Raw genomic sequence first — 25,147 nt, forward strand, 5'->3', positions numbered from 1 at the left:
GCTACCTTTTTGTAACAATCATGAGGCAAAGCGCACATTGGGTTACAAAAGCTTTCAAAATATAAGAATTTGGAAATAAAACGAGGAAGGGAAAGCGTTTAGAGGGGGTATAAAAACAAAAAGCCCGGCATATAGCCGAGCTTTGAACCACAATTCCAGTCGTAAAACTGGGGGCGTGTACTTTTTCGTAAAGAAAAATTAACGCTTAGAGAATTGAGGTTTACGACGAGCTTTACGTAGACCAACTTTCTTACGTTCAACGCAACGAGCGTCACGAGTAACGTAGCCAGCTGCACGTAGAGCAGGACGTAGAGTTTCATCGTACTCCATAAGAGCGCGAGTGATACCGTGGCGGATTGCGCCAGCTTGACCAGAAATACCACCACCAGAAACAGTGATGTAAAGGTCAAGTTTCTCAGTTAGTTCAACTAGCTCAAGAGGTTGCTTAACAACCATACGAGAAGTTGGACGACCGAAGTAAACATCAAGGCTACGCTTGTTGATTACGATCTCACCAGAGCCTGGTTTGATGAAAACACGAGCTGCTGAGCTTTTGCGACGACCAGTGCCGTAGTATTGATTCTCTGCCATTTTCATAATCCCCTTAGATGTCTAGTACTTGTGGCTGTTGAGCAACATGGTTGTGCTCAGTACCAGCGTACACTTTAAGCTTACGGTACATCGCGCGGCCTAGAGGACCACGTGGAAGCATACCTTTAACTGCTAGTTCTAGAACCATTTCTGGTTTCTTAGCAATTAGCTTTTCAAAAGTGATAGTTTTAAGACCACCTGGGAACTCTGAGTGACGGTAGTAAACCTTACCCTTAGCTTTGTTACCAGTTACAGCAACTTTCTCAGCGTTAACAACGATGATGTAATCACCAGTGTCTACGTGAGGAGTGTATTCTGCTTTGTGCTTGCCGCGTAGGCGAGAAGCGATTTCACTTGCTAGACGGCCAAGAGTTTTGCCTTCAGCGTCTACAACATACCAGTCGCGTTTTACAGTTTCTGGTTTAGCAACGAAAGTTTTCATGCTAATAATTACCTATTTAAAAAATTTACACTTAAGGAATACTCGCGTATTCCCACTGTCTAAGAGTTACCATTCATCACCCCTTCGAGTGTTGGAAAACTCTTGGCATAACGTGATTTTACTCATCGCTAGAGGCCCGCAGTAACGGTAGGTCGCAGGATTATAGAGAAGAGCGAAGAAAAAATCACCTCTTTTTGAACAAAATCACGATTTTTTTAATTCTATTTCTTATTCGAGATAATCAAAGCTAACTTAAGTGTTCCTTTGCCAAATATTCATGGCTCTGCATTTCAATTAAACGCGACTGACAACGTTTAAATTCAAACTCTAGCTGACCATGGGTGTATAGCTTTTCTAGCTCCACTTCCGCTGAAATAATCAGCTTCACATTGCGCTCGTAGAACTCATCAACTAATGCAATGAAGCGCCTCGCAGCGTCATCTGAAGTCGCGCCCATTTGCAATACATCCGCCAATAGAACTGTGTGATAAACCCGAGACAACTCAATATAGTCGTTCTGGCTACGAGCCGACTGACAAAGCTGAGCAAAGGTACCATGCAGTACGCCATCACTCGCTTCGACTACATCTAATTGACGGTGGTTAACCTCTATCTGCTTAAGCTTCTCTTTATCTTCACCAACGAGCTGAGCGTAATACTTTTCGAGATTAATATTCGCTTGGCTATCTAGCGGGTAATGGTAAATCTCAGCCTGTTCTAAGGTACGTAGACGATAGTCAATACCACTATCGACATTAAGGATATGACAGTTGTCTTGAATGAGCTTGATGGCAGGTAAGAAACGCGCTCGCTGTAACCCGTTGCGATACAGATCCGCAGGTGGAATATTAGAGGTCGCAACCAAGATAGCGTTTCGAGCGAATAACTCTTGGAACAAGGTTCCTAGGATCATCGCATCGGTGATGTCTGAAACAAAGAATTCGTCGAAACAGATAATGTCCGCTTCTTCCTTCAACTTGTCTGCGACTAAAGGCAATGGATCACTCACATTACCTAGCGCCTTTAGCTCATCATGAACTCGATACATAAAGCGGTGAAAGTGAACACGCATTTTTTTAGTGGTCGGTAAGGCATCATAGAACGTATCCATTAGGTACGTTTTTCCTCGCCCTACGCCACCCCAAAAATAGAGACCTTTCGGTGGTTGTGGCAGTTCTGGCTTTTTGCCTAGTAATTTCTGGAAGCGAGTCAGTTGAGGAATGGGCGTATTCATGTAATCTTGAAATTGATGAAAGAGTTCATCTAAAGATTTTACGGCTTGCTCTTGTGCTGGATCTCTTTGAAATCCATGTTCTTTTATATCTTGTTCGTATTTTTTAATGGGATTCATGACGACATTTCCACAATGAAAGCAATATCAGACAACAACTAAAAATGAGCCCAAACAGTACGAGGAATAACGTGATGTGGTGAATAATTCAGCATCAAACTGCTAACTAGCGCACACGCATTTCTCTTTATACTGCGGCTTTCTCATAGTACCATGGAGCCGTATCACGTGTAACTAAGCAGTAACAAACATGTTAAAAAACAATAATAAGGAGCTGTTATGCCTTGGATGTATGCCGTTGCCGGTTTACTAGTCGGAGTTATTTTAGGGGTCGCTATTTCTCGTCTCATGACACCTGAATACAAAAAACAAAAGAACGTACAGAAAGAATTGGATAGCGCAAAGTTTGCCCTTGAGCAGCAGCGACAAGAGCTGGCTGATCACTTTGCGAAATCAGCAGAAATGTTGGACACATTAGGTAAAGACTACACAAAACTGTACCAACACATGGAAAAAACAAGCTCAGAGCTGATTCCTAACCTGCCAGAGCAAGATAACCCGTTTGTGAAAACAGCCGCTGCCCATTCGGACAAGCCACAAGAGAAGCCTTCAGTAAAAGAGGCGACACTTGAGGAACAACCGAAAGATTACGCTAATGGCGCAACCGGTTTATTTACAGAGCAGAAGAAAGAAATCATGAATGCTCCCGATGTTGTTACAGCAAAAGCATCGTAAACATTTAACACTTCTGTGAACTTTACAAAGGTTTTTGAGTCATAACTTTCACTCAGGTCATTTGAAACTTATCATACTTATTAAACGTATAAGAGGGTTAAGACCTTAACTAGAGAGGAGTTTATGATGAAAAAACCTTTGCTTGCTTTATCAGTGCTAACTTTAAGCTTAAGTTCAATCATCACCCCCATTAAAGCAACAGCCGCACTGCCATTAAGTGTGGGTAATGAACAATTACCGAGCCTTGCTCCTATGCTTGAACAAGTGACCCCCGCTGTGGTTAGTATTGCCGTAGAAGGCAAACAGGTACAACGTCAGCAAATCCCTGAACAATTTCAATTCTTTTTTGGTCCAGAACAAACACGAGAGCGTCCCTTCCGCGGATTAGGCTCTGGTGTCATCATTGACGCCGAGAAAGGTCATATCGTGACCAATTACCATGTCATTAATGGTGCGGACGATATCAAAGTAAAACTGCATGATGGTAGAGAGTACGATGCTGAGCTAATCGGCGGCGACCAGATGTCTGATATCGCACTGCTAAAATTAGAAGAAGCCAAAAACCTGACCCAGATAAAAGTCGCAGACTCAGACAAACTAAGAGTTGGTGATTTTAGTGTCGCGATCGGTAACCCATTCGGACTTGGGCAAACCGTGACATCCGGTATTGTTTCTGCACTCGGCCGTAGCGGCCTGAATCTAGAAAACTTTGAAAACTTCATTCAAACCGATGCAGCAATCAACAGCGGCAACTCTGGTGGTGCGCTAGTGAACCTTAACGGTGAGCTAATTGGTATCAACACCGCCATTCTTGGCCCTAACGGAGGTAATGTCGGTATCGGCTTTGCAATCCCTTCTAATATGATGACAAACCTGACAGAACAAATTCTCGACTTCGGTGAAGTAAAACGCGGCATGCTTGGCGTTCAAGGCGGAGAAGTGACCTCTGAATTGGCAGAAGCACTCGGTTATGAATCAAGCAAGGGCGCCTTTGTTAGCCAAATCGTCCCTAACAGCGCAGCCGATAAAGCAGGACTGAAAGCGGGCGATATTATTGTCTCTATTAATGGCAAACGCATTGATACCTTCAGCGAGTTAAGAGCTAAGGTCGCAACACTCGGCGCTGGTAAGCAGATTGAACTGGGTGTGGTTCGTGACGGTAAGAGCAAAACCTTTGATGTGACGCTTGGTGAATCCACCAATAATAAAACACAAGCTGAGAAGCTCCATGAAGGACTAGCTGGTGCTGAGTTAACCAACACAACAGAGAGTGACTCTGCAACGGGCGTCAAGGTATCGAATGTTGCTCAAGGTTCACCAGCCGAAGCCTATCAACTCCTGAAAGATGACATCATCATCGGAGTAAACCGCCAGCCCGTTAAGAACCTTGCTGAGTTTAGAGAGATTCTTGAAAAACAACCTGGTGTACTGGCGCTTAATATCCAGCGAGGCGACCGAACTATCTATCTTGTGATTCGATAGTCTTACGTCAGCGCAATTACAGGGAGGCTCAGTAAGTTTGCTTTAAACTTACTCAGTCTCCCTTTTCTTTAGATCAATCAAAATGCTATGCTTCACTTGTAATCAAATCAGTCATCCATTGATGGAGGCTTCACACCTTACTTGTTGAAGAGGGAAACATGCTGTCCTTTCTATTTCGTTCTATTTCCCTTGGACTCGTTTCAGCGGCGCTTATTCTTCTCGCCTTCCCGAGCTTAAGACCAGCGATTGTCGCTGACGTCACTAGCCCTAAAGTCGATAATATTGGCTCTCTTCAGATTTCATTTAACCAAGCAGTTCGCCGCGCGGCGCCTGCAGTAGTTAACATTTATAGCCGTAAATACGCTGAAAGCGATCGAAACAAACTGCTCACACAAGGTTTGGGCTCTGGGGTGATTGTTAGCGAGAAAGGCTACATCATTACCAACTTCCATGTGGTGGCTCAAGCAGACCAAATAGTTGTGGCACTTCAAGATGGCCGAGTAGCAGCTGCGCAACTTGTCGGTTCAGACAAACGCACCGATATCGCGATACTTAGAGTCAGCGGTGATAATCTACCGGTGATCCCACTCAATCCTAATTACAAAGCCAATGTCGGTGATGTTGTACTGGCTATCGGTAACCCATACAACCTAGGTCAAACAACAACCTTTGGTATCATCTCTGCAACCGGCCGTTCTTCGATCAGTGCCGATGGCCATCAAGCCTTTATCCAGACCGATGCGGCAATCAATGAAGGTAACTCAGGTGGCGCACTGGTGAACTCACAAGGTGAGCTAGTCGGTATCAATACCGCCTCTTTCCAGCAAGCTACCGACATGGAAACCTATGGGATCTCATTCGCTATCCCCTATCCGCTTGCTAATAAAATCATGGAAAAGATCATCGCCGATGGTCGTGTGATTCGTGGCTATATTGGTATCGATGGACAAGACATCAACTCAGTCACCTCACGCATGTTGGGTACTAAGAATATCGGCGGGATCGTTGTGTTGGGGATAGACCCTAATGGTCCGGCTGCCGATGCGGGTTTTGAAGCTCAAGACATTATTGTCAGTATCAACGATAACCAAGTAAATGGTCGCCAGAGTGTAATGGACATCGTTACCGACCTGCGACCTGGTACAGTTATCGATGTGGGTATATTGCGCCAAGGTGAAAGCAAAACCTTAAAGGTGACCATCGCCGAAGATGCTCGCCTGTAGAGCAAACTCTGTAAGCAATGATTCAAGCTGCTAATACACAAGTACAAAAAACCCAGCTCATAGGCTGGGTTTTCTTTTATCTAAAGATTGTTTCAAGTATCTCTACGATTCACTTTGCTCTTCGATATCGATGCGAGTCACTCGCTGTAGTCCTCTAGGCAGTAGACCACCACGACGACCACGTTCACCACGGAAGTTTTCAAGATCCGCAGGTTTCAAACCAAGCTTACGTTTACCGGCGTAGATAGTCAGCGTCGCATTCTCTGGGATAGCCATAAGATGTGAGACAAACTCTTCACGCTCTTTTGCTTTCGCAGAAGGGATGTTGATGATCTTGTTGCCTTTACCTTTGCTCAGCTGAGGGAGATCTTTAATCGGGAACAACAACATACGACCTTGGTTAGTAATCGCCAGAATCTGATTACTGTCCAAGTCAGCAATAGGGCTTGGCATCATCACTTCAGAAGCTTGTGGCAAGTTAACCAAGGCTTTACCGCTCTTGTTCTTGGACAGCAGATCGCTACCCTTACAAACAAAACCATAACCTGCATCAGAACCGACTAACCATAATTGTTCATTCTCTCCCATCACCACTTGGCGAATAGAAGTACCTGGGCTGACGTTCAAGCGGCCTGTAATTGGCTCACCTTGGCTTCGCGCCGACGGTAATGAATGTGACTCAAGGGAGTAGCTTCGACCATCACTGCCGAGGAACACCGCTTGCTGGTTACTCTTACCCTTAGCACTCGCTAAGAATTTATCACCCGATTTGTAGTTCAAACCTTCAGCGTCAACTTCATGCCCCTTGGCATGACGAATCCAACCTTTCTCAGACAACACAACCGTGATTGGTTCGCTTGGTACTAAGTCGCGCTCTGTTAGCGCTTTCGCTTCAGCACGCTCAATCAGAGGTGAACGACGATCATCGCCATATTTATCCGCATCTGCTTGGATTTCTTTCTTGATCAGCGTATTCAAGCGACGCTCTGAACCGAGTAGCTTTTCAAGCTTTTCACGTTCAGCTTCAAGCTCTTCTTGCTCAGCTCGAATCTTAAACTCTTCTAACTTAGCTAAGTTACGAAGTTTAATATCAAGAATCGCATTGGCTTGAATTTCAGAAATGTTGAAACGGCTCATTAGGACAGGACATGGTTCGTCTTCTGTACGAATGATCTCAATCACTTCATCGATATTAAGATAAGCAGCAAGCAAACCTTCTAAGATGTGCAAACGTGCTAGTACTTTATCTAAACGGTACTGCAAACGACGGCGAACCGTTGTACGGCGGAACTCAATCCATTCTTTCAGGATTTGAACTAAGCCTTTAACTTGAGGACGGTTATCCAAACCAATCATGTTCAAGTTAACGCGGAAGTTTTTCTCTAGATCCGTCGAAGCAAATAGGTGACTCATCAATTGGTCACAGTCGATGCGATTTGAACGAGGAACCACTACGATACGCGTTGGGTTCTCGTGATCAGATTCATCACGCAAGTCGTCAACCATTGGCAGCTTCTTAGCGCGCATCTGGTTAGCGATTTGCTCAAGTAACTTCGCACCTGACACTTGATGAGGTAAAGCCGTGATAACAATATCAGAGCCTTCCTTGTGCCAAACAGCGCGCATCTTGATGCTGCCACGTCCAGTACGGTAGATCTTTTCGATGTCCGATTTCGGAGAGATAATCTCAGCTTCAGTCGGGTAATCTGGACCTTGAATGAAACCCATCACGTCTGAAAGCTCAGACTTAGGCGTATCAATTAGATGAATGGCTGCATTAGCGACTTCACGCACGTTGTGTGGTGGAATATCGGTCGCCATACCTACCGCGATACCAGTGATACCGTTAAGTAGAATATGAGGCAGACGAGCAGGTAACATTTGAGGCTCTTTCATCGTGCCATCAAAGTTTGGTTGCCAATCAACTGTGCCTTGACCTAATTCACCGAGAAGAACTTCCGCGAATTTAGACAGTTTCGCTTCGGTATAACGCATTGCAGCGAACGATTTCGGGTCATCCGGAGCACCCCAGTTACCTTGACCATCTACCAATGGGTAGCGGTAAGAGAAAGGCTGCGCCATCAATACCATCGCTTCGTAACAGGCAGAGTCACCGTGTGGGTGATACTTACCTAATACGTCACCAACGGTACGTGCTGATTTTTTGTATTTCGATGCAGCCGACAAGCCTAGCTCAGACATCGCGTAGATAATACGACGCTGTACTGGCTTCAAGCCATCACCGATATACGGCAATGCACGATCCATGATCACGTACATTGAGTAGTTTAAGTAGGCATCTTCGGTGAACTTGCGCATTGGCAGCTGTTCAACGCCATCATATGTAATTTCGTTAGACATCCATTATACCTCGGCCATATCACCGTTAGTCTGTAGCCATGTACGGCGATCATCTGCACGTTTCTTACCAAGCAGCATGTCCATCATCTCGTTGGTCGCGTCGCTGTCATCAATCGTTAACTGAACAAGGCGGCGAGTGTTTGGGTCCATGGTGGTTTCACGCAACTGAAGTGGGTTCATTTCACCCAGACCTTTGAATCGTTGCACGTTGATCTTGGCTTTCTTCTGCGATAGTCGCTCAAGCACACCGTCTTTCTCTGCGTCATCAAGTGCGTAGAACACTTCTTTACCGCAATCGATACGATACAGAGGAGGCATTGCCACATAGATATGACCCGCTTCAACCAATGCATGGAAATGGCGAGTAAACAAAGCACATAGCAGTGTCGCGATATGAAGACCATCCGAGTCCGCATCGGCAAGGATACAGATCTTACCGTAACGCAGGCCTGATAAATCATCGTTGTCCGGGTCTATACCCAGAGCCACCGAGATGTCGTGCACTTCTTGCGAAGCCAATACTTGGTCTGCTGACACTTCCCATGTATTTAGGATCTTACCGCGAAGTGGCATCACCGCTTGGAACTCACGGTCACGTGCTTGTTTAGCAGAACCACCCGCCGAGTCCCCTTCCACGAAGAAGATTTCGGTACGGCTTAAATCTTGAACCGAACAGTCAGTTAGCTTACCCGGCAGTGCTGGGCCTGAAGCGATTTTCTTACGCACAACCTTTTTGCTTGCGCGCATACGGCGGTGGGCATTCGCAATACAAGCTTCTGCTAGCTGTTCTGCCAGTTGTGGCTTTTCGTTCAACCACAGGCTAAACGCATCTTTTACCACACCAGACACAAACGCAGCAGTTTGACGTGAAGACAAGCGCTCTTTTGTTTGACCAGCAAACTGCGGATCTTGCATCTTCACCGACAGTACGTACGAACAGCGATCGAAGATATCGTCGCCCGTTAGCTTAACGCCACGCGGCAGCAAATTACGGAATTCACAGAACTCACGCATTGCATCAAGAAGACCTTGGCGAAGACCGTTTACGTGTGTACCACCTTGTTTAGTCGGTACTAAGTTCACGTAACTTTCGGTGATCATGTCGCCGCCTTCTGGCTGCCAGATGATCGCCCAGTTTGCCATTTCTGTTTCAGCAACGAATTCGCCAACATACGGTTCTTCAGGCAGCAAGGTGTAACCTTTCACGCCTTCGGCAAGGTAGTCTTTTAGACCATCTTCATAGAACCATTTATGCTCTTCACCACCGACTTTGTCGATAAAGGTAATTTCTAAACCTGGGCAAAGCACTGCTTTTGCACGTAGGTTGTTAATCAGACGAAGTGTCGAGAATTTAGGGCTATCGAAGTACTTAGAATCAGGCCAGAAATGTACTGATGTACCACTGTTACGATGACCACAAGTGCCCGTCACAGTAAGCTCTGTTACTGCATGACCGCCTTCAAGTGCGATCTCGTGAACCTGACCTTCTCGGCGTACGGTCACTTCAACACGTTTTGACAGCGCGTTTACAACCGAGATACCTACACCGTGCAGACCACCAGAGAACTTATAGTTGTTATTCGAGAATTTACCGCCAGAGTGGAGCTTAGTTAAAATCAGCTCAACACCTGAGATCCCTTTTTCAGGGTGGATATCGACAGGCATACCACGGCCGTCATCGGTAACTTCTAACGATTGGTCTGCATGAAGTACCACTTTGATCTTCTTAGCGTGTCCCGCTAGTGCTTCATCGACCGAGTTATCAATGACTTCTTGGGCAAGGTGGTTAGGTCTTTCTGTCTCGGTATACATTCCCGGGCGGTGTCGCACAGGGTCGAGACCTTCAAGTACCTCGAGGTCTTTTGCATTATATTGTTCAGTCATAATACGGAGTTTACTCAAAAAGTTTGCGTCAGTTCGCTGGCTCCAGTTTCACTAAAGCAGAATCATTACTATGAACCGTCATAGTAGAGCGAACGAGCGAAGTATTGGGGAATATAGTCTGGAAGCTGAGTAATGATGTCAAGCTAGTTCAAAAACTAAGACATCAAACTATGATATTTCACCATTGATAGATGAAATAACAGGCAAACAAGAGAAAATCACTTGGTTGGTGGAACAGATTAAAGATTTAGAAAGGTGATGATTTGTTGTGGGTAGCGTTCAAAATCAACAAAGCTATGATCCCCGCCCTCTTCTACTGTCTGTGTTGCACCTTGGTACTTATCTACCGCTTGTCGGTAATCCAGAACTTCGTCTTCCGTTTGCTGAAGTAACCAGAAGTCGCTCGGCTTAGCGATAGCCGAAACCTCTAACGCCTTCAGTTCATCAATATGTTTTGTTTCCAGTACATATCGTTCATCTGTGTATGGGTTTACTTGTTCACCTAAATAGTCAGCAAGAAGCTCATACGGCTTCACTGCTGGGTTTACAACCACCGCTTTAAAACCATAGTGGCTATTCAGCCATGTTGAAAGATAGCCACCCAGCGAGCTACCGACCAACGCTATTTGATATTGCTCTTTGTATTGCTCCACCAGCTGCTGTAAATGAAGTGCCGCTTGTTGAGGGAAACTCGGCAGTTGAGGGGTTACGACTTTAATATCAGCGCGATGCTCCGCACAGTAATCTGCCATCACATTCGCTTTATGAGAACGTGATGAGCTGTTAAATCCGTGAATATAGAGAAGCAGCGATGGCTTATTAGCTTGTTGATTAGAGCCTGGCATCAATAACCGCCTTCATTAGTAACCAGCAGCCTTAAAATCAGGCAAGAACTGCCCATGAGGCAGACGACGAACTTGCGTGCTAACGGTACCGTTTTGATGTAATTCAATCTCTCTCCAGCCCGGAGACAAAGTATCAACCGCGAAGTCATCTGAGTTAGGTTTGAATTGCACACAAGTCGACGGTGTTGCCATGACTTGTACACCATGATGATCTCGGTTCATGTCTTGATGAACGTGACCACACAGTACGGCTTTAACATTGGTGTGCTGTTGAACCACATCCCAAAATTGATCGGCGTCTTTTAGGTTATGTTGATCTAACCATGCGCTGCCAACCAACAATGGATGGTGGTGCAATAGAACCAAGGTATTACGTTCAGGGAACTCCGTCAGCTTCTGTTCTAATAGGTCAAGCTGTTGATCGCTGAGGCGACCATGAGGCACACCAACCACCTGCGAGTCTAGCATCACCATCTGCCAGTTATCGCCTAGCAAGACATGCTCAACACACTGTATTTGTGGTGATGGTAAAACACTGCCCATATTAGGCTTAAAGTCATGGTTCCCTGGCAGCCAATAGCATGGCTTTTCCAAAGGCTGAATCCCTGACTCAAATTTCTGGTACGACTCAGCACTGTGATCTTGAGATATATCACCGGTTGCTAAAATCGCTTGATAGTCAAAGCCCTGACTAACAATGCCATCGACTACAGCACGAAAGCTATCTTGAGTGTTGATGCTTAATAAGCTGCCATTGCTCGGCGCAAATAAATGCGTGTCCGTTAGCTGCACAAGCTTAATAGTGCTCTCATCAAATTTTGAAGTGTGTGATAATTCCAAAATAACAAATCCAGATACGTTACTGTTTAGACTTTAAAAGTGTTGATAAATAGGCTCAATTAAAAGGCAATTGGGGTTCGGCTGATACCCGTTTTTAAACAAAACGTTAACCATTCCCCAAGAAATTTATTCAATTGAAATTTCTCGTCCTTTTGCAGAAGCTTAGTGTTGGGGTAGTCATATTTCGCTTTGACTCGCGAAAAATCCCCGCTAGCGCACACTTCTGCAACTCGAGCGTCGTGATATAGCCTGACAGACATTTTTGGCAAAGGAAACACTGGCATCGCATCACTCTGACATATATCTATTAATGTGGTGTATTTTGTGACCTCATTCACTGTCAATTGATACACCATATTAACGGCTTGGTAACAGCGAACGTCACCAACCTCATGCCCAACCGGTAACAAAGCGTTCAGTTTGGCATAGTTAGTCTCGTAAACTCGCATCAATTCAGCAAGATCAACATGATACGGTTTTTTGACCGCGATATTTGGCATGACGTTAATCTATCCACTCTGACTGTAATTCTTGGTAGTTCAATTGTAGCCACTGTAGCGCAATGATCGTGGCTCCATTTTCAAATACACCATCTTTTACCAACTGATAAGCAGCTTCGCGACTCATCACTTGTACACGAATGTCTTCACCTTCGTAGTCCAATCCGTGTACCCCTTTGGCTGTCGTTGCATCAACACAGCCAACAAAGACGTCGAGCTTTTCAGAGCAACCACCAGATGAAGGATAATACGAAGTAATAGGCAATACAGATCCGACTTCGACTCCGGCTTCTTCCATTGCTTCACGACGAGCGACGTCTTGTGGCGATTCGTCCGTATCAATGATCCCAGCAACAATTTCGTATTGCCATGGGTTCTCATGCTCTAGGGCTCCGACACGGATCTGTTCGACGATCACCACTTCATCACGCACAGGATCATAAGGTAGCAAAGCGGCAGCATGTCCACGCTCAAACATCTCACGCTCTATTGGTTGGCTCCAGCCTCCCTCAAATAGTCTATGTTTAAATGTGTACTTGACCATTTTGAAAAAACCACGAAACAGCGTCTCTTTTGAGACTATTTCCACATCTTGCGGAGTAAACTCATGTCGTTGATTGTCATACTGTTGCATTTGGTACCTCACTAAGTGATCTTTATAGTTTACTCATTGTCCGAGTTAACTACCAAGGATAAGGTTCAACTTTTTATATAAAATTTATAATTAAAGTTAAGCTTTAAAAAATAAATATTGCACAAGTGGACAGTTAACTGTAAAAAAGTGCAAAGTTTCGAGTAAATTACCACCAAACTGGGTTAAACTCTTCTAAAGAAAATTCCATAAAAGGCAGGAATAGGAAAATGAAAAAACTGCTTCCACTATTTATCAGTGCAGCAATTGGCAGCCTGAGTTCGTCAGCTTTTGCTGATACGCTAGCTGAAGTTTACGACCAAGCAAAACAGAACGACCCACAACTTCTTCGTTCAGCAGCGCAGCGCGATGCCGCTTTTGAAGCAGTAACGTCAAGTCGTAGCTCTTTGTTACCGCAAATCAACCTAACAGCAAACTACGACATTAATCGTGGTGACTATAAAGACGCAAGTAATGACAACAACCAATGGGGTGTTGGAATTGGTTTCAGTCAAGAGCTTTACCAGCGTTCTTCTTGGATCACTCTAGATACGGCAGAGAAAACTGCTCGTCAATCTGATTCAGCTTACGCGGCAGAACAACAAGCTTTGATCCTTCGTGTTGCAACAGCATACTTCGAAGTACTTAGAGCTCAAGATAACCTAGAGTTTGTTCGTGCAGAAAAAGCAGCGGTTGCTCGTCAACTAGAACAAACTAAGCAACGTTTTGAAGTTGGTCTTTCAGCAATCACCGATGTACACGATGCACAAGCTCAGTACGATGGCGTTTTGGCTGATGAAGTTCTTGCAGAGAACGACCTAACAAATAGCTACGAAGGTCTACGTGAGATTACAGGTCAGGAACACTCTAACCTAAGCATCCTAGATACTGATCGTTTCTCAGCAAGCAAATCTTCTGAGTCTGCTGTTGCACTTGTTGAACAAGCAGAACAAAAGAACCTTAGCTTATTGGCTGCACGTATCTCTCAAGACGTAGCAAAAGATAACATATCTCTAGCGAGCTCTGGTCACCTACCAAGCTTAACGTTAGATGGTAGCTACGGTCTTGCAGAACAGACCGACAGTTCTAACAGCACAAATGATTACGACTCTGATAACCTAAACATCGGTTTGAACTTAGTTGTACCTCTATACACGGGTGGTAGCACAACTTCTTTGACTAAACAGGCTGAATACAACTACGTTGCAGCAAGTGAAGATCTAGAAGCGACTTACCGTAGCGTTGTAAAAGACGTACGTGCATTCAACAACAACATCAGTGCTTCGATCGGTGCTCTACGCGCTTACGAACAGTCTGTAGTTTCTGCTCAGTCTGCTTTAGAAGCAACAGAAGCTGGTTTTGATGTAGGTACTCGTACTATCGTTGACGTACTAGACTCGACTCGTCGTCTATACGATGCGAACAAAAATCTTTCAGATGCTCGTTACAACTACATCCTAAGTGTACTTCAGCTTCGTCAAGCAGTTGGTACGCTAAGCGAACAAGACATTGTTGATGTAAACGCAGGTCTAAAAGTAGCAAGTAAGTAACTCTTAATTACTCAAGTTACCGTTACAAAAATGCCGCTCATTGAGCGGCATTTTTATTATCGATTAAAGCGAGATTTACTGCCTAACTAAAAGCTTAACGCCAAAAACTAGAAACTAAAAACTAGCCTCGACCACCTTTAATCGCTTTAATGATTTCAGTGGTAGAGCAACCATCTTCAAAGTTAAGTACTTTCACTTCACCACCAGCAGCAATCACTTCCGCACCACCAGCAATCTCTTCAGGTTTGTAATCACCACCTTTCACAAGAATGCTTGGCAGTACCTCAGAGATTAAACGTTGAGGGGTATCTTCAGAGAATGGCACAACCCAATCAACTGCACCTAAGCCAGCCAATACCGCCATACGACGATCAGTTGGGTTCACAGGGCGACCAGGGCCTTTCAAGCGTTTCACTGATTCATCGGTATTTACCGCAACGATCAAACGATCGCCCAGCTCAGCCGCGTGATTCATGTAAGAAACATGACCAGCATGTAGAATATCAAAGCAGCCATTGGTCATAACTACCTTCTCGCCTTTCGCACGAGCACGCTTCACCGCTTCAACCAGTGCCGCTTCTGAGATCACACCGTAGTCTGTGTCTTGACTGCCGTGAATCGCTTCAGCTAGCTCTATCGTGGATAACGTTGACGTACCTAGCTTACCAACAACGACACCAGCTGCAGCGTTCGCTAATGCACACGCCTCATCCAATGGCTTACCAGCTGCAACAGACGCAGCCAGTACTGAGATAACCGTATCACCAGCACCAGTTACGTCGTACACTTCTTTCGCTTGGGTTGGCAAGTGGAATGGTGCCTGACCTTTACGTAATAAAGTCATACCATTTTCACTGCGAGTCACCAATAGAGCTTCAAAGTCATACTTCTCGATCAAGGCAATACCCTTCTCGATAAGATCTTCTTCTGATTTCACTTTACCTGCAACCAGCTCAAACTCTGCCATGTTTGGTGTAAGTAATGTCGCACCACGGTAGCGCTCTAAATCCGCGCCTTTGGGATCGATGAATACAGGAACATTGGCTGCGCGTGCTTTTTGAATGAAGCTCTGTACATGCTCTAATGCACCTTTCGCGTAATCTGACAAGATAACCGAACGTACATTTGGTAGGGCTTGCTCCATGCGAGACAGAATAAGCTCTGGGTTGGTGTTTTCGAATTTGTCTTCAAAATCCAAGCGAATCAACTGCTGACCACGGCTCATCACTCGTAGTTTGGTGATGGTTGGATAGTCTTCTAACTCAACGAAATCACACTTAACCTTCAGAGCACCTAAAGTGCTTTTCAACACCTCAGCAGGCTCATCTTTACCAGTCAAACCAACAACATGAGCATGCCCACCAAGAGAGGCAATGTTCATTGCTACGTTGGCAGCACCACCAGGACGCTCTTCGTTATTATCTACTTTCACAACGGGGACTGGTGCTTCTGGTGAAATACGGCCAGTTGGGCCATACCAGTAACGGTCAAGCATTACGTCACCGACAATAAGAACACCTGATTGGCTGTAGTCAGGTAGAATTGGTTTCATTGTTGAGCTCCAAAAATCGAATCTGGCTAGAGTCTAGCACACTGATTACAGTGGCTAAACTACAGATAAATGAGTAAAAGCCTATCAAGATAAACATAGCACTCGCTACGCTATGACTGAATTATGCTTCCATCCACTGCTTCCATGCCTGAACAACATGTTCTCTTTCCATTTCGAACTTTTCAATCGCCACATCCGCATCAAGGTTAAGTAGATTACGGTGGTGGATTTCATCCCTTAATGTGGTGTACGCATTGGTCAATGCCATACCTTGTTGCTCGTCCATTATCCCTTGCGACAACAAGCTTTCAAAGATTCTCACATTGTCACACCAACGAGTAAGCTTAGGTTTCTCGTTGCTGTATCTCAGCACTAAGTATTGCGCCAAGAACTCAATATCAGTAATACCGCCCGCATCTTGTTTAAGCATGAATCGATCGGCTTTTTTACCGCCTAAATGGCCACGCATTTTTTCACGCATATCCACAACTGACTTTTTGAGTGTTGCCTCATCTCGTGGCAAGCACAAAACCTCATGCCTAGTTTTGTTAAACGCAGATACCAATAAGTCATCACCGTAAATCATACGAGCACGAGTGAGGGCCTGGTGCTCCCATGTCCACGCGTCATTGTGCTGATACTCGTCAAAGGCATCGGTTGGACTCACCAATAGACCAGATGCACCAGAAGGGCGTAGGCGAGTATCGACTTCGTACAAAATGCCAGAAGCAGTTCTGGTCGAGAAAATATGAATAATACGCTGCGCTAATCTTAAGTAGAATTGGCGTCCATCGATCTCTTTCTTTCCATCAGTATAGATGTGTACCGGGCAGTCGTGCATGAACACGATATCGAGATCGGAGTTATAACCAAGCTCCCAACCACCGACTTTGCCATAACCAACGACAGCAAAACCGCGACCTTCGCGATCTTTAACATGGGTCGGTTCACCAAACTTGGCGGATACTTGTAACCAAGCTTGATTGACCCCCGCCTCCACAATGGCTTCTGCTAAGTAGGTCAGGTGATCACTGACCTTCATGACAGGTAGAGCACCCGCAATATCCGCGGCTGCAATTCTCAATATACAGGTCTGCTTAAACTGACGCAGACCTTCCATCTGTTGCTCCATATCATCTTCAGGGATACGGGCTAGATAATCACGCAACTCGGTCTTGTAAGACTCTAAAGGCACGGGATTGTAGAGTTGCTGAGGGTCGATAAGTTCATCTAACAGAATTGGATAACGACCCAACTGCTCCGAAATCATCGGGCTTGCCGTACACAGGCGAACTAGCTGAGTCAACGCGGCAGGGTGTTCATCTAGTAGTTCAAGGTAAGTGGTACGCGTAACGATTTTATGCAGCAGATGCAGTACTCGCGACAAACCAAACTCGGCATCCTTAGCGGTGTACAGCGCTTGAAACACTTTCGGCATCAGTCGATTGAGGACTTCCCGCCCACGAGGGCCAAGAGTCTTTTTAGCCAAATCGGCTTTAAACTGAATGATCGTTTTCGCCGCATCAGGCGGGCTCGCGACCGCAATGTCGTGTTCCAACACGTGCTCAATTACATCGGGTTTATGGGCCATATCCCACAACTCGCTAAAGTGGCTCGCGATCGGATTAGCGTCATCTTCATCAACGCCAATTAGGTCTTCGAACACGGTATGTACATTCGCCATATGGGCGCGAGTTGCCACAATCAAGCTATCCCAATCGGAAAATTGCATGGCAACCGCAAGCTGCAGTTGTTCGAATTCACCGTCAGGTAAGGTTTGAGTTTGCTTATCAGCCATGGCTTGTAACAGGTTCTCAAGGCGACGCAAAAACAGATAAGCTTCACGTAGGTGCCCCACCTCTTCAGACTCTAGCAGATGAAGGGATTCAATCGCACTTAAGGTTTCGAGTAACCCTCGACCGCGTAAGCTAGGCTCGCGTCCACCACGAATCAATTGGAAGACTTGTGCGATAAACTCAACTTCACGAATACCACCAGAGCCAAGCTTGATGTTGTTCGAGAGACCACGACGACGCACTTCGCTGCTGATCATAGACTTCATTCGGCGCAGAGATTGAATCGCACTAAAATCAATATAACGGCGGAACACAAACGGGCGTAGCATTTGGCGAAGCTCTTGATACTCAGGGTACATCTCACTGCCCATCACACGCGCTTTGACCATAGCGTAGCGTTCCCAATCGCGACCTTGTTCTTGATAGTAATCTTCTAGCGCAGCGTAACTCATGACCAGTGGACCACTCTCACCGAATGGACGCAGGCGCATGTCTACTCGATAACAGAATCCATCGAAGGTTTGCTGATCAAGCGCCTTAATAATACGTTGCCCGAGACGTGTAAAGAACTGCGCATTGGCAATGCTGCGTCTTGCACCTTGGGTTTCACCATTCTCTGGGTAGGTGAAGATCAGATCGATATCGGAAGAGAAGTTAAGCTCACCGCCCCCTAGCTTGCCCATACCAATGATCAACATCGGCTGTGCTTCGCCTTGTTCATTACAAGGTGCGCCCCACTCTTTACAACAAATATCGTACTGCCATTGGTAGGTTTCGAAGATCATCGCCTCAGCCAACATCGATAGATGATTTAGGCTCTGCTCTAGCTCCCACGAACCCATAAAATCACGCCAAGCAATGTAGGTCATTTCTCGATTTCGGAATTGACGCAGCACGCGCTGACCGCTCATTTCATCGGTGCAACTAGAAAGTAATTCAGCCAAGCGTTCTCGGTATCCTTCAGCGCGTTCTTCGCATGCCAACATATTAGGTAAGTCACCACATAAAACCGTATCACGCTGCAGGCAATCACCAATAAAACAGCTTAAACCGAGTACACGTTTAAGATCTTCAGTCAGTGGCTCAGACCAAGTATTGATGGCTTCACTTTGATGCTCTAATAATTGCTCAAAAGCAGACTGGGAGTGAGTGATGAGTTGAGAAGGCAATGGCATGTTTCTTCCTTGTATAAGCTGCGCGCCGAACAATCGGTTTATCGATTCAGTTCTTCAATAACGAGTTTTCATAACTAAAGATAAGTTATACCAAAGTTACGCCAATAAAAAACGCCCACATTAGCAATGTGGGCGTTTTATCGATTAACTTATCTGGTTGAGCTTACAACCGAGAAACAGTCTCTGGGAATTAGCCTTTGACGGATGAAGATTGGGTGCTGAGGACTAAACCTTAAATTGCTTAATCTTACCGTCGAGTTCTTGCGCGTTACTTTCCATAAGCTGAGAGGTCTCGAGCAGTTCACCAACCACCACAACTGAAGCTTCAACAAGCTCGCGTACATTGGTCAGGTTGACGCTCATCTCTTCAGCAACACTGCTCTGTTGGCCTGCAGCGGTCGCGATCTGGAAGTTCATATCATTGATTTGATTGACTTGGCTTACAATGCCGTCAAGCTCACTTCCCGCGTTAGTCACCAGATCAACACCTTCAGCCGCTTCAACAACACTCTTCTCCATCAGTTCTACCGCAGAGTTAGCGCTGCTTTGTAGATGACTGATCATGTCTTGAATCTCTACCGTCGCTTGCTGAGTGCGCTGTGCAAGGTTACGAACCTCATCAGCAACAACCGCAAAACCACGACCCGCTTCACCGGCACGTGCCGCTTCAATTGCAGCGTTCAATGCTAGTAGGTTTGTCTGTTCTGAAATGCCTTGGATAGTACCAACCACACTGCCAATTGAGTCAACGCGTTCTTCTACTTGGTTTACCGCTGCTGCAGATGCTGCGATATCTGAAGATAGCTCACTCATCTTAGACACTGATCCTTGAACGAACTTCTGACCAGTAAGAGCTTGGCCTGATGCCTGTTCAGTCAATGACGAAGCGCTTTGTGCATGCTCAGCGACAGTTTGCACCGTCGACGTCATCTCACTCATTGCTGTTGCCAGTTGATCGATCTCGTTGAACTCTTCTTGAGCTGACTCTTTGGTTTCAGACATGCTGATGGTCATCACTTCCGTCAGAGCAAACAGCTCATCAGAAGAGGCCACCTGAGTTTTGATCATGTCGTTCAGTTGGACGCGAGTTTTTTCAAGTTCGCGTGCCACATCGCCGTATTCATCTTTACAGTCCATTTGAATCGGCACTGATAAGTTCTTATCTGCCATGGTTTTAATGGCGTCATTAAGGTATTGAGTCTGGCGCAGCATAACGCGCGCCGCTGCTAACAGAAGAACCACAAACACAATGATCATCAAGGCTGTTTGCCAAGCCACTTGAACTAGGTAAGTCTCGTAATGCTGTTGTGCGACTTGCGCATTGTTCGTTACAGCAAGCAATGAATCGTAAAACGTACTTGCGTCCCATAGCTGCTTCGAAATGATCAAGATAGTGCTGAATATCATCAACATGACCATTTTTGGAACGAGACGAACGTCAGAGATTACCCTTTCCCACGGCTTGAATGACAGTTTAGTCATTGTCAGTTCTCCATTAATTCTTATATATTGATGGCTTCTATATCCGCGAGGTGGCTATGTCAGTCAAAGTTCGCGATTTATTTTGAGCCTCGTATGAATGTTGAATAATACCAAAGACGCCACCAAGCCGATGAGCTTATTGTCACTGATTCTCTCTTTCTTAGCGTTATTTGTGATCTCAGGCTTATTGTTCGTACCGATCGATAAAGAATCGAAACAAGTCCTTATCGGCCTCGATTTTATAATCTGTAGTGTTTTTCTTTTTCAGCTCACAATTGATCTATTCAGATCACAAAACAAAAAAGAATTTCTAAAAGTACACTGGATCGATTTCTTAGCAAGCATCCCAATGATCGAACCACTTCGTTTCGCTCGCATTTTTCAGATCCTGCGTGTGATTCTTGTGCTTCGCTCGGGGAAACGTGTTTTCAGAGAGCTATTCCGCAATCGTAAAGAAACCACCCTCGCCTCAATTATATTGTTACTGGTCATTCTCCTGACCATAGGAGCGGGAACAATACTGCTGTTAGAACACAAAGATCCAACTGCCAACATCACCACTGGCCAAGATGCTTTATGGTGGGCTTTCGTTACTATCAGTACGGTGGGATATGGCGATCATTATCCAGTCACGAGCTCAGGAAAATTAGTCGCGTCTATGGTGATCATTTGCGGTGTCGGTGTGTTTGGTATGATTTCAGGCTTGATCACTTCTTTGATCACCTCCCCAACTCATCATGAGAATCAACGAGCGGAAAACAAAGAGAAACACCTTGAGAAGATCATCGAGCAGCAACAAAAGATCTTAGAGCGACTCGAAAAACTTGAGCAACAAACAAAAAAATAGGGCCGTAGCCCTATTTTCAAATTCATACTTATATTGATACGGTTGTTGAGTTTAGTCTTGCCAGTATGGCTCAACCTCAACACTGATTTGGCGCGTCTGTTCCATCGCATGCAGAATGGACACTTCTTGACGAGCCAACCAACGCTCTAGCTGAACCTTCTCATCACCTTCCAACTTTTCAGTCAAAGGCTCCAGTGTTTTAAGTGCCAGCAAATCATCAATGCCTTGCACCATATCGGCCCATGGCAATCGGAAGCTGTTTCGTTCAGCGTCATCATATAAACTCGCGAAACCAACACCAGAATACAGATTACGCATCAAACGGTATTGCTGCTCAATATACGCTTGGCTGGTCATCACTCGCTCTGGCGGGAAAGCTTCCATCAAGTCTGCCCATGTGCGATCGAGTTGCTGCACGGAAAACCATTCGATACCACGACCCATTTGCTCACGCGCTTTCTCATCTAAGAAAGGCTGCCAGCCACGAGACAAGATCCAACGGCTCAGATCCAACAATAAACCGGTGTAACGAGCAGAGCTCAGCAAGGTAAGCAGATCTTCACGATCTGGCAGTTGCTCTTGCATCTCTTTAAGCTCAGCGACTAAGAACTTACGCGCATCGAGTTTACGCAGCACGTGTCCTTTATCTTCCAGCAAGTCTTCGAAGTGATCATAGCTTTTCAGCCAGTCGAGCTCTTGCTCAAGCCACTTCAACTCTTGACGTAAAATAGCACTCGCACGTCTAGGGACAATGCCACCATAAATGGTGAAAGTCTGGCGGATAAAACTCAGCGAGTGACTGATCTCGTGTAGCGCTTCAATCGATTGGCGCTCAGTGAAAATCTGCTCGTGATAGTGCCAATGAGCGAGAGCATGCTCTAAAGATTGAATGAAACACGATTCAACGGTATCACTTTTGTCAGTATCAACTAAGGTCAAAGGAGTGACTTCATCTCCTTGATAACCTTGAGCAAGACGGTAACCCTTAGCTGCTTTGCTTAGGTTACCCAAACGCATGCCACCTTGTTCGCAGAATTGGCGAGACAATGTAAATAGCGCATCCGTTTGACCAGATTTAAGTTCCAATTCAACTTCGCAAATCGGTTCTTGTAGATCGCCTGATTCAACGAAGCCTTGATCAAATGCGACCTCGACTTGGCTACCATCAGGCATACCAATCAACCACTGCTCACGCGTGAAGTTGGTAGAGAACAGAGGAGTCAGCTCAGCTTGCAACGTTTCGATGTCTTTACCCGCTGGCCAGATATCCTCTGGGTGCAGGGCTAGCTTAGGTTCGTTGCTGTCGTGTTCTGCATTGTATTCAGGCCTTTGATGCAGGCCAGCAACCACACGACCAGCAGTCTTTACGGTTTGTACAAATACGTCATCAAAGCGTCGAATGCGTAAGCCTGTATCGTGCTTACGTAGCCAGTTGTCAGCGGTGTCAAAGTAGATGTTACCTAGCTCACGACAACTGTGCTGAAGTACTTTAGTTTCAGCAATTTTATTGCGTAAAGTCTCTGAAAATTCAGGAGAAACAAAAAACTTCAGTTCTATCTCGGTTTCCATAGTTATACCTTTCTGTGAAGATAGGGACAGGATATTGCCAATTTGAAAAGTCGGCAAGTCAGAAATATCGCCCTTATGATGATCTAAAACAGTTTTAATGAGAGATTGATTAGGTTAACATGCGCGACTTTGTAGCCATCGCTTAACATTTCACCATGAATATGGTGTATGTTGTTTTAAGGTTATTATTTATTAGGTTGGATGACCATGCCAGTAAATACAATTATGGGGTTATTTGCAAAGTCCCCAATTAAACCTTTGCAGCGTCACGTAGTATGCGTGAACGAATGTTGTTCTCACCTAGTTAATTTTTTTGAAGTTTCTTCAAAAGGTAACTGGGAAAAAGCATCAGAAATTCGAGCTCAAATTTCTCACCTTGAGAAAGAAGCTGACGTACTAAAACGTGAAATTCGCCTTAAACTTCCTCGTGGTTTGTTTATGCCAGTTGATCGCACCGATATGTTGGAGCTATTAACTCAACAAGACAAACTCGCAAACCTAGCGAAAGACATTGCTGGCCGTGTATATGGTCGTCAACTTGTCATTCCTGCTCCTATGCAAGAAAACTTCATCGCTTACGTTAAACGTTGTCTAGATGCAGCGAACCAAGCACAAAACGTAATCAATGAATTAGACGAATTACTTGAGACTGGCTTTAAAGGCCGTGAAGTAACACTCGTTGCCGAAATGATTCATCAATTAGATGTAATTGAAGATGACACGGATGCGATGCAGATCGAACTACGCCAACAACTAATGGCAATTGAAGGCGATCTGAATCCAGTTGATATCATGTTCTTATACAAAATTCTTGAATGGGTTGGTGGTATTGCAGATCAAGCACAGCGTGTAGGCGCTCGTCTTGAAGTAATGCTTTCTCGATCTTAAATCATACGTTAACCATATAACGAAGAGCATTTTTTGAACAAACCACTTATGCGCTGAGTATTCCTCTCGCTGAGCGGTTTTTTGCGTCTAAATTTGTTCCGCTTGTTATCAAACAACTAGGTATTACGATGGATATCCTTGCTAACTACGGCACTGTCCTGATTATTGTTGCAGCAGCTTTCGGTTTCTTGATGGCTATTGGTATTGGTGCAAATGACGTTGCGAACGCAATGGGCACCTCAGTAGGCTCTAAAGCTTTAACCGTTAAACAAGCGATCATTATCGCAATGATCTTTGAATTCGCAGGTGCTTACCTTGCGGGCGGCGAAGTAACAGACACGATCCGTAAAGGTGTTATCGAAACGTCTCTATTCGCTCATCAACCAGATGTACTTGTGTACGGCATGATGTCAGCACTTCTTGCTGCTGGTACATGGCTACTTCTCGCTTCTTACATGGGCTGGCCGGTTTCTACGACTCACTCAATCATCGGTGCAATCATCGGCTTTGCGTGTATTTCTGTAGGTACTGAAGCTGTAGACTGGAACAGTGTTCAAGGTATTGTGGGCAGTTGGATTATCACACCCGTTATTTCCGGCTTCTTCGCTTACGTCATATTTGTAAGTGCTCAACGACTGATTTTTGATACAGAGAACCCGCTATTTAACGCGAAACGCTTTGTACCGGTATACATGTTCATTACAACAATGGTAATTGCACTTGTAACCATCAAGAAAGGTCTTAAGCACGTTGGTCTTCACCTAAGCAACACTGAAGCATGGGTTTGGGCTGCTGGCGTTTCTGCGCTTGTAATGATCGGCGGTTACCTATACATCCAGAAGAAATTCGCTAACCGCGAAGAAGACCACGGCTTTGCAGGTGTTGAAGGCATCTTCTCTGTACTAATGGTTATCACAGCTTGTGCGATGGCATTTGCACACGGTTCAAACGACGTTGCAAACGCGATTGGTCCACTGTCTGCTGTTGTATCAACCGTTGAGCACATGGGTGAAATCACAGGTAAGAGTACTATCGCATGGTGGATTCTTCCTCTAGGTGGTTTCGGTATCGTTGTTGGTCTTGCAACAATGGGTCATAAAGTAATGGCAACCGTTGGTACTGGTATTACAGAACTAACACCAAGCCGTGGCTTTGCTGCACAACTTGCAACGGCATGTACAGTTGTACTAGCTTCAGGTACTGGCCTTCCAATCTCTACTACACAAACACTCGTTGGTGCAGTATTAGGTGTTGGTTTTGCTCGTGGTATCGCAGCACTAAACTTAGGCGTTGTACGTAATATCGTGGCTTCTTGGATTGTGACACTACCTGCAGGTGCTCTACTTGCTGTTGTGTTCTTCTACGGAATTCAAGCTGCGTTTACTATGTAATCGCGACTGCGTTAGTGAATACTAGCGTCAGAACAGTGTGAGCTTCAGTAACGATATGTAAATGCCATGTCA

General features: G+C 45.3%; 20 protein-coding genes. 7 read left to right on the forward strand and 13 right to left on the reverse strand.

The genetic code is table 11. From position 1 onward, the window contains the following. Positions 1 to 198: 198 nt before the first annotated feature. The 3 genes from rpsI to zapE all read right to left on the reverse strand — a co-directional run bounded on the left by rpsI (position 199) and on the right by zapE (position 2,384). Entirely contained in the window at positions 199 to 591 is a 393-nt protein-coding gene (gene rpsI / locus AB4351_RS13685; RefSeq protein WP_004740758.1) for a 30S ribosomal protein S9, read from the reverse strand. A 13-nt stretch (positions 592 to 604) separates the two neighbouring features. Next, complete coding sequence (gene rplM, locus AB4351_RS13690; protein ID WP_010434689.1) at positions 605 to 1,033, reverse strand: 50S ribosomal protein L13; 429 nt, start codon at positions 1,031 to 1,033, stop codon at positions 605 to 607. 247 nt (positions 1,034 to 1,280) lie between these two features. After that, positions 1,281 to 2,384 carry a cell division protein ZapE gene (gene zapE / locus AB4351_RS13695; protein ID WP_017061433.1) on the reverse strand — a complete coding sequence of 368 codons (1,104 nt, stop codon included), beginning with the start codon at positions 2,382 to 2,384 and terminating at the stop codon, positions 1,281 to 1,283. 219 nt (positions 2,385 to 2,603) lie between these two features. Here zapE and zapG point away from each other — a divergent pair, with 219 nt between their 5' ends. The 3 genes from zapG (at position 2,604) to degS (ending at position 5,764) form a co-directional block, all read left to right on the forward strand. After that, a complete protein-coding gene (zapG, locus tag AB4351_RS13700; RefSeq protein WP_017061432.1) occupies positions 2,604 to 3,059 on the forward strand; it encodes a Z-ring associated protein ZapG in 456 nt (151 codons plus the stop codon). Between the two features lie 126 nt (positions 3,060 to 3,185). Then, on the forward strand, positions 3,186 to 4,541 hold the full coding sequence (locus AB4351_RS13705; protein WP_372126311.1) for a Do family serine endopeptidase: 1,356 nt from the start codon (positions 3,186 to 3,188) through the stop codon (positions 4,539 to 4,541). Between the two features lie 158 nt (positions 4,542 to 4,699). Then, on the forward strand, positions 4,700 to 5,764 hold the full coding sequence (gene degS, locus AB4351_RS13710; protein ID WP_171732331.1) for an outer membrane-stress sensor serine endopeptidase DegS: 1,065 nt from the start codon (positions 4,700 to 4,702) through the stop codon (positions 5,762 to 5,764). Positions 5,765 to 5,866: 102 nt separating this feature from the next. On the opposite strand, the gene parC is transcribed toward degS, so the two are convergent. The 6 genes from parC to nudF form a co-directional block, all read right to left on the reverse strand. Then, positions 5,867 to 8,125 carry a DNA topoisomerase IV subunit A gene (parC, locus tag AB4351_RS13715; RefSeq protein WP_017067236.1) on the reverse strand — a complete coding sequence of 753 codons (2,259 nt, stop codon included), beginning with the start codon at positions 8,123 to 8,125 and terminating at the stop codon, positions 5,867 to 5,869. A gap of 3 nt (positions 8,126 to 8,128) precedes the next feature. Beyond that, entirely contained in the window at positions 8,129 to 10,009 is a 1,881-nt protein-coding gene (gene parE / locus AB4351_RS13720; RefSeq protein WP_372126288.1) for a DNA topoisomerase IV subunit B, read from the reverse strand. 239 nt (positions 10,010 to 10,248) lie between these two features. Next, on the reverse strand, positions 10,249 to 10,854 hold the full coding sequence (yqiA, locus tag AB4351_RS13725) for an esterase YqiA (protein ID WP_372116176.1): 606 nt from the start codon (positions 10,852 to 10,854) through the stop codon (positions 10,249 to 10,251). Positions 10,855 to 10,869: 15 nt separating this feature from the next. Continuing rightward, a complete protein-coding gene (gene cpdA / locus AB4351_RS13730; RefSeq protein WP_372126290.1) occupies positions 10,870 to 11,694 on the reverse strand; it encodes a 3',5'-cyclic-AMP phosphodiesterase in 825 nt (274 codons plus the stop codon). Between the two features lie 59 nt (positions 11,695 to 11,753). Beyond that, on the reverse strand, positions 11,754 to 12,194 hold the full coding sequence (locus AB4351_RS13735) for a DUF1249 family protein (protein ID WP_008222561.1): 441 nt from the start codon (positions 12,192 to 12,194) through the stop codon (positions 11,754 to 11,756). 4 nt (positions 12,195 to 12,198) lie between these two features. Continuing rightward, a complete protein-coding gene (nudF, locus tag AB4351_RS13740) occupies positions 12,199 to 12,828 on the reverse strand; it encodes an ADP-ribose diphosphatase (protein WP_017061425.1) in 630 nt (209 codons plus the stop codon). Between the two features lie 227 nt (positions 12,829 to 13,055). Here nudF and tolC point away from each other — a divergent pair, with 227 nt between their 5' ends. After that, positions 13,056 to 14,375: an outer membrane channel protein TolC gene (tolC, locus tag AB4351_RS13745; RefSeq protein ID WP_136982227.1), complete on the forward strand. Its 1,320-nt coding sequence runs from the start codon at positions 13,056 to 13,058 to the stop codon at positions 14,373 to 14,375. Between the two features lie 121 nt (positions 14,376 to 14,496). On the opposite strand, the gene hldE is transcribed toward tolC, so the two are convergent. From hldE to AB4351_RS13760, 3 genes are all read right to left on the reverse strand, one after another. Then, a complete protein-coding gene (gene hldE / locus AB4351_RS13750; protein ID WP_372126292.1) occupies positions 14,497 to 15,927 on the reverse strand; it encodes a bifunctional D-glycero-beta-D-manno-heptose-7-phosphate kinase/D-glycero-beta-D-manno-heptose 1-phosphate adenylyltransferase HldE in 1,431 nt (476 codons plus the stop codon). Positions 15,928 to 16,048: 121 nt separating this feature from the next. After that, positions 16,049 to 18,898, reverse strand: coding sequence for a bifunctional [glutamate--ammonia ligase]-adenylyl-L-tyrosine phosphorylase/[glutamate--ammonia-ligase] adenylyltransferase (glnE, locus tag AB4351_RS13755; RefSeq protein WP_372126294.1), 2,850 nt, complete (start codon positions 18,896 to 18,898; stop codon positions 16,049 to 16,051). Positions 18,899 to 19,123: 225 nt separating this feature from the next. After that, positions 19,124 to 20,380 (reverse strand): methyl-accepting chemotaxis protein, encoded by a 1,257-nt coding sequence (locus AB4351_RS13760; RefSeq protein ID WP_017061421.1) that lies wholly within the window; start codon positions 20,378 to 20,380, stop codon positions 19,124 to 19,126. Positions 20,381 to 20,477: 97 nt separating this feature from the next. Here AB4351_RS13760 and AB4351_RS13765 point away from each other — a divergent pair, with 97 nt between their 5' ends. After that, on the forward strand, positions 20,478 to 21,227 hold the full coding sequence (locus tag AB4351_RS13765) for a potassium channel family protein (protein ID WP_372126295.1): 750 nt from the start codon (positions 20,478 to 20,480) through the stop codon (positions 21,225 to 21,227). A gap of 51 nt (positions 21,228 to 21,278) precedes the next feature. Here AB4351_RS13765 and AB4351_RS13770 read toward each other — a convergent pair whose 3' ends face one another. After that, positions 21,279 to 22,796 carry an inorganic triphosphatase gene (locus AB4351_RS13770; protein ID WP_017102953.1) on the reverse strand — a complete coding sequence of 506 codons (1,518 nt, stop codon included), beginning with the start codon at positions 22,794 to 22,796 and terminating at the stop codon, positions 21,279 to 21,281. A 207-nt stretch (positions 22,797 to 23,003) separates the two neighbouring features. Here AB4351_RS13770 and AB4351_RS13775 point away from each other — a divergent pair, with 207 nt between their 5' ends. After that, positions 23,004 to 23,684: a TIGR00153 family protein gene (locus AB4351_RS13775; protein ID WP_017069481.1), complete on the forward strand. Its 681-nt coding sequence runs from the start codon at positions 23,004 to 23,006 to the stop codon at positions 23,682 to 23,684. 128 nt (positions 23,685 to 23,812) lie between these two features. Next, complete coding sequence (locus AB4351_RS13780) at positions 23,813 to 25,075, forward strand: inorganic phosphate transporter (protein WP_017061418.1); 1,263 nt, start codon at positions 23,813 to 23,815, stop codon at positions 25,073 to 25,075. Positions 25,076 to 25,147 lie beyond the last annotated feature (72 nt).

This window comes from Vibrio sp. 10N.261.51.F11, assembly GCF_041471665.1.
GTDB lineage: Bacteria > Pseudomonadota > Gammaproteobacteria > Enterobacterales > Vibrionaceae > Vibrio > Vibrio crassostreae_C.

Bases quoted from the DNA above. Each gene is read 5' to 3' on its own strand.
- rpsI (WP_004740758.1), bottom strand. From the start codon at position 591: ATGGCAGAGAATCAATACTACGGCACTGGTCGTCGCAAAAGCTCAGCA.
- rplM (WP_010434689.1), bottom strand. From the start codon at position 1,033: ATGAAAACTTTCGTTGCTAAACCAGAAACTGTAAAACGCGACTGGTAT.
- zapE (WP_017061433.1), bottom strand. From the start codon at position 2,384: ATGAATCCCATTAAAAAATACGAACAAGATATAAAAGAACATGGATTT.
- zapG (WP_017061432.1), top strand. From the start codon at position 2,604: ATGCCTTGGATGTATGCCGTTGCCGGTTTACTAGTCGGAGTTATTTTA.
- AB4351_RS13705 (WP_372126311.1), top strand. From the start codon at position 3,186: ATGAAAAAACCTTTGCTTGCTTTATCAGTGCTAACTTTAAGCTTAAGT.
- degS (WP_171732331.1), top strand. From the start codon at position 4,700: ATGCTGTCCTTTCTATTTCGTTCTATTTCCCTTGGACTCGTTTCAGCG.
- parC (WP_017067236.1), bottom strand. From the start codon at position 8,125: ATGTCTAACGAAATTACATATGATGGCGTTGAACAGCTGCCAATGCGC.
- parE (WP_372126288.1), bottom strand. From the start codon at position 10,009: ATGACTGAACAATATAATGCAAAAGACCTCGAGGTACTTGAAGGTCTC.
- yqiA (WP_372116176.1), bottom strand. From the start codon at position 10,854: ATGCCAGGCTCTAATCAACAAGCTAATAAGCCATCGCTGCTTCTCTAT.
- AB4351_RS13735 (WP_008222561.1), bottom strand. From the start codon at position 12,194: ATGCCAAATATCGCGGTCAAAAAACCGTATCATGTTGATCTTGCTGAA.
- nudF (WP_017061425.1), bottom strand. From the start codon at position 12,828: ATGCAACAGTATGACAATCAACGACATGAGTTTACTCCGCAAGATGTG.
- tolC (WP_136982227.1), top strand. From the start codon at position 13,056: ATGAAAAAACTGCTTCCACTATTTATCAGTGCAGCAATTGGCAGCCTG.
- hldE (WP_372126292.1), bottom strand. From the start codon at position 15,927: ATGAAACCAATTCTACCTGACTACAGCCAATCAGGTGTTCTTATTGTC.
- glnE (WP_372126294.1), bottom strand. From the start codon at position 18,898: ATGCCATTGCCTTCTCAACTCATCACTCACTCCCAGTCTGCTTTTGAG.
- AB4351_RS13760 (WP_017061421.1), bottom strand. From the start codon at position 20,380: ATGACTAAACTGTCATTCAAGCCGTGGGAAAGGGTAATCTCTGACGTT.
- AB4351_RS13765 (WP_372126295.1), top strand. From the start codon at position 20,478: ATGTTGAATAATACCAAAGACGCCACCAAGCCGATGAGCTTATTGTCA.
- AB4351_RS13770 (WP_017102953.1), bottom strand. From the start codon at position 22,796: ATGGAAACCGAGATAGAACTGAAGTTTTTTGTTTCTCCTGAATTTTCA.
- AB4351_RS13775 (WP_017069481.1), top strand. From the start codon at position 23,004: ATGCCAGTAAATACAATTATGGGGTTATTTGCAAAGTCCCCAATTAAA.
- AB4351_RS13780 (WP_017061418.1), top strand. From the start codon at position 23,813: ATGGATATCCTTGCTAACTACGGCACTGTCCTGATTATTGTTGCAGCA.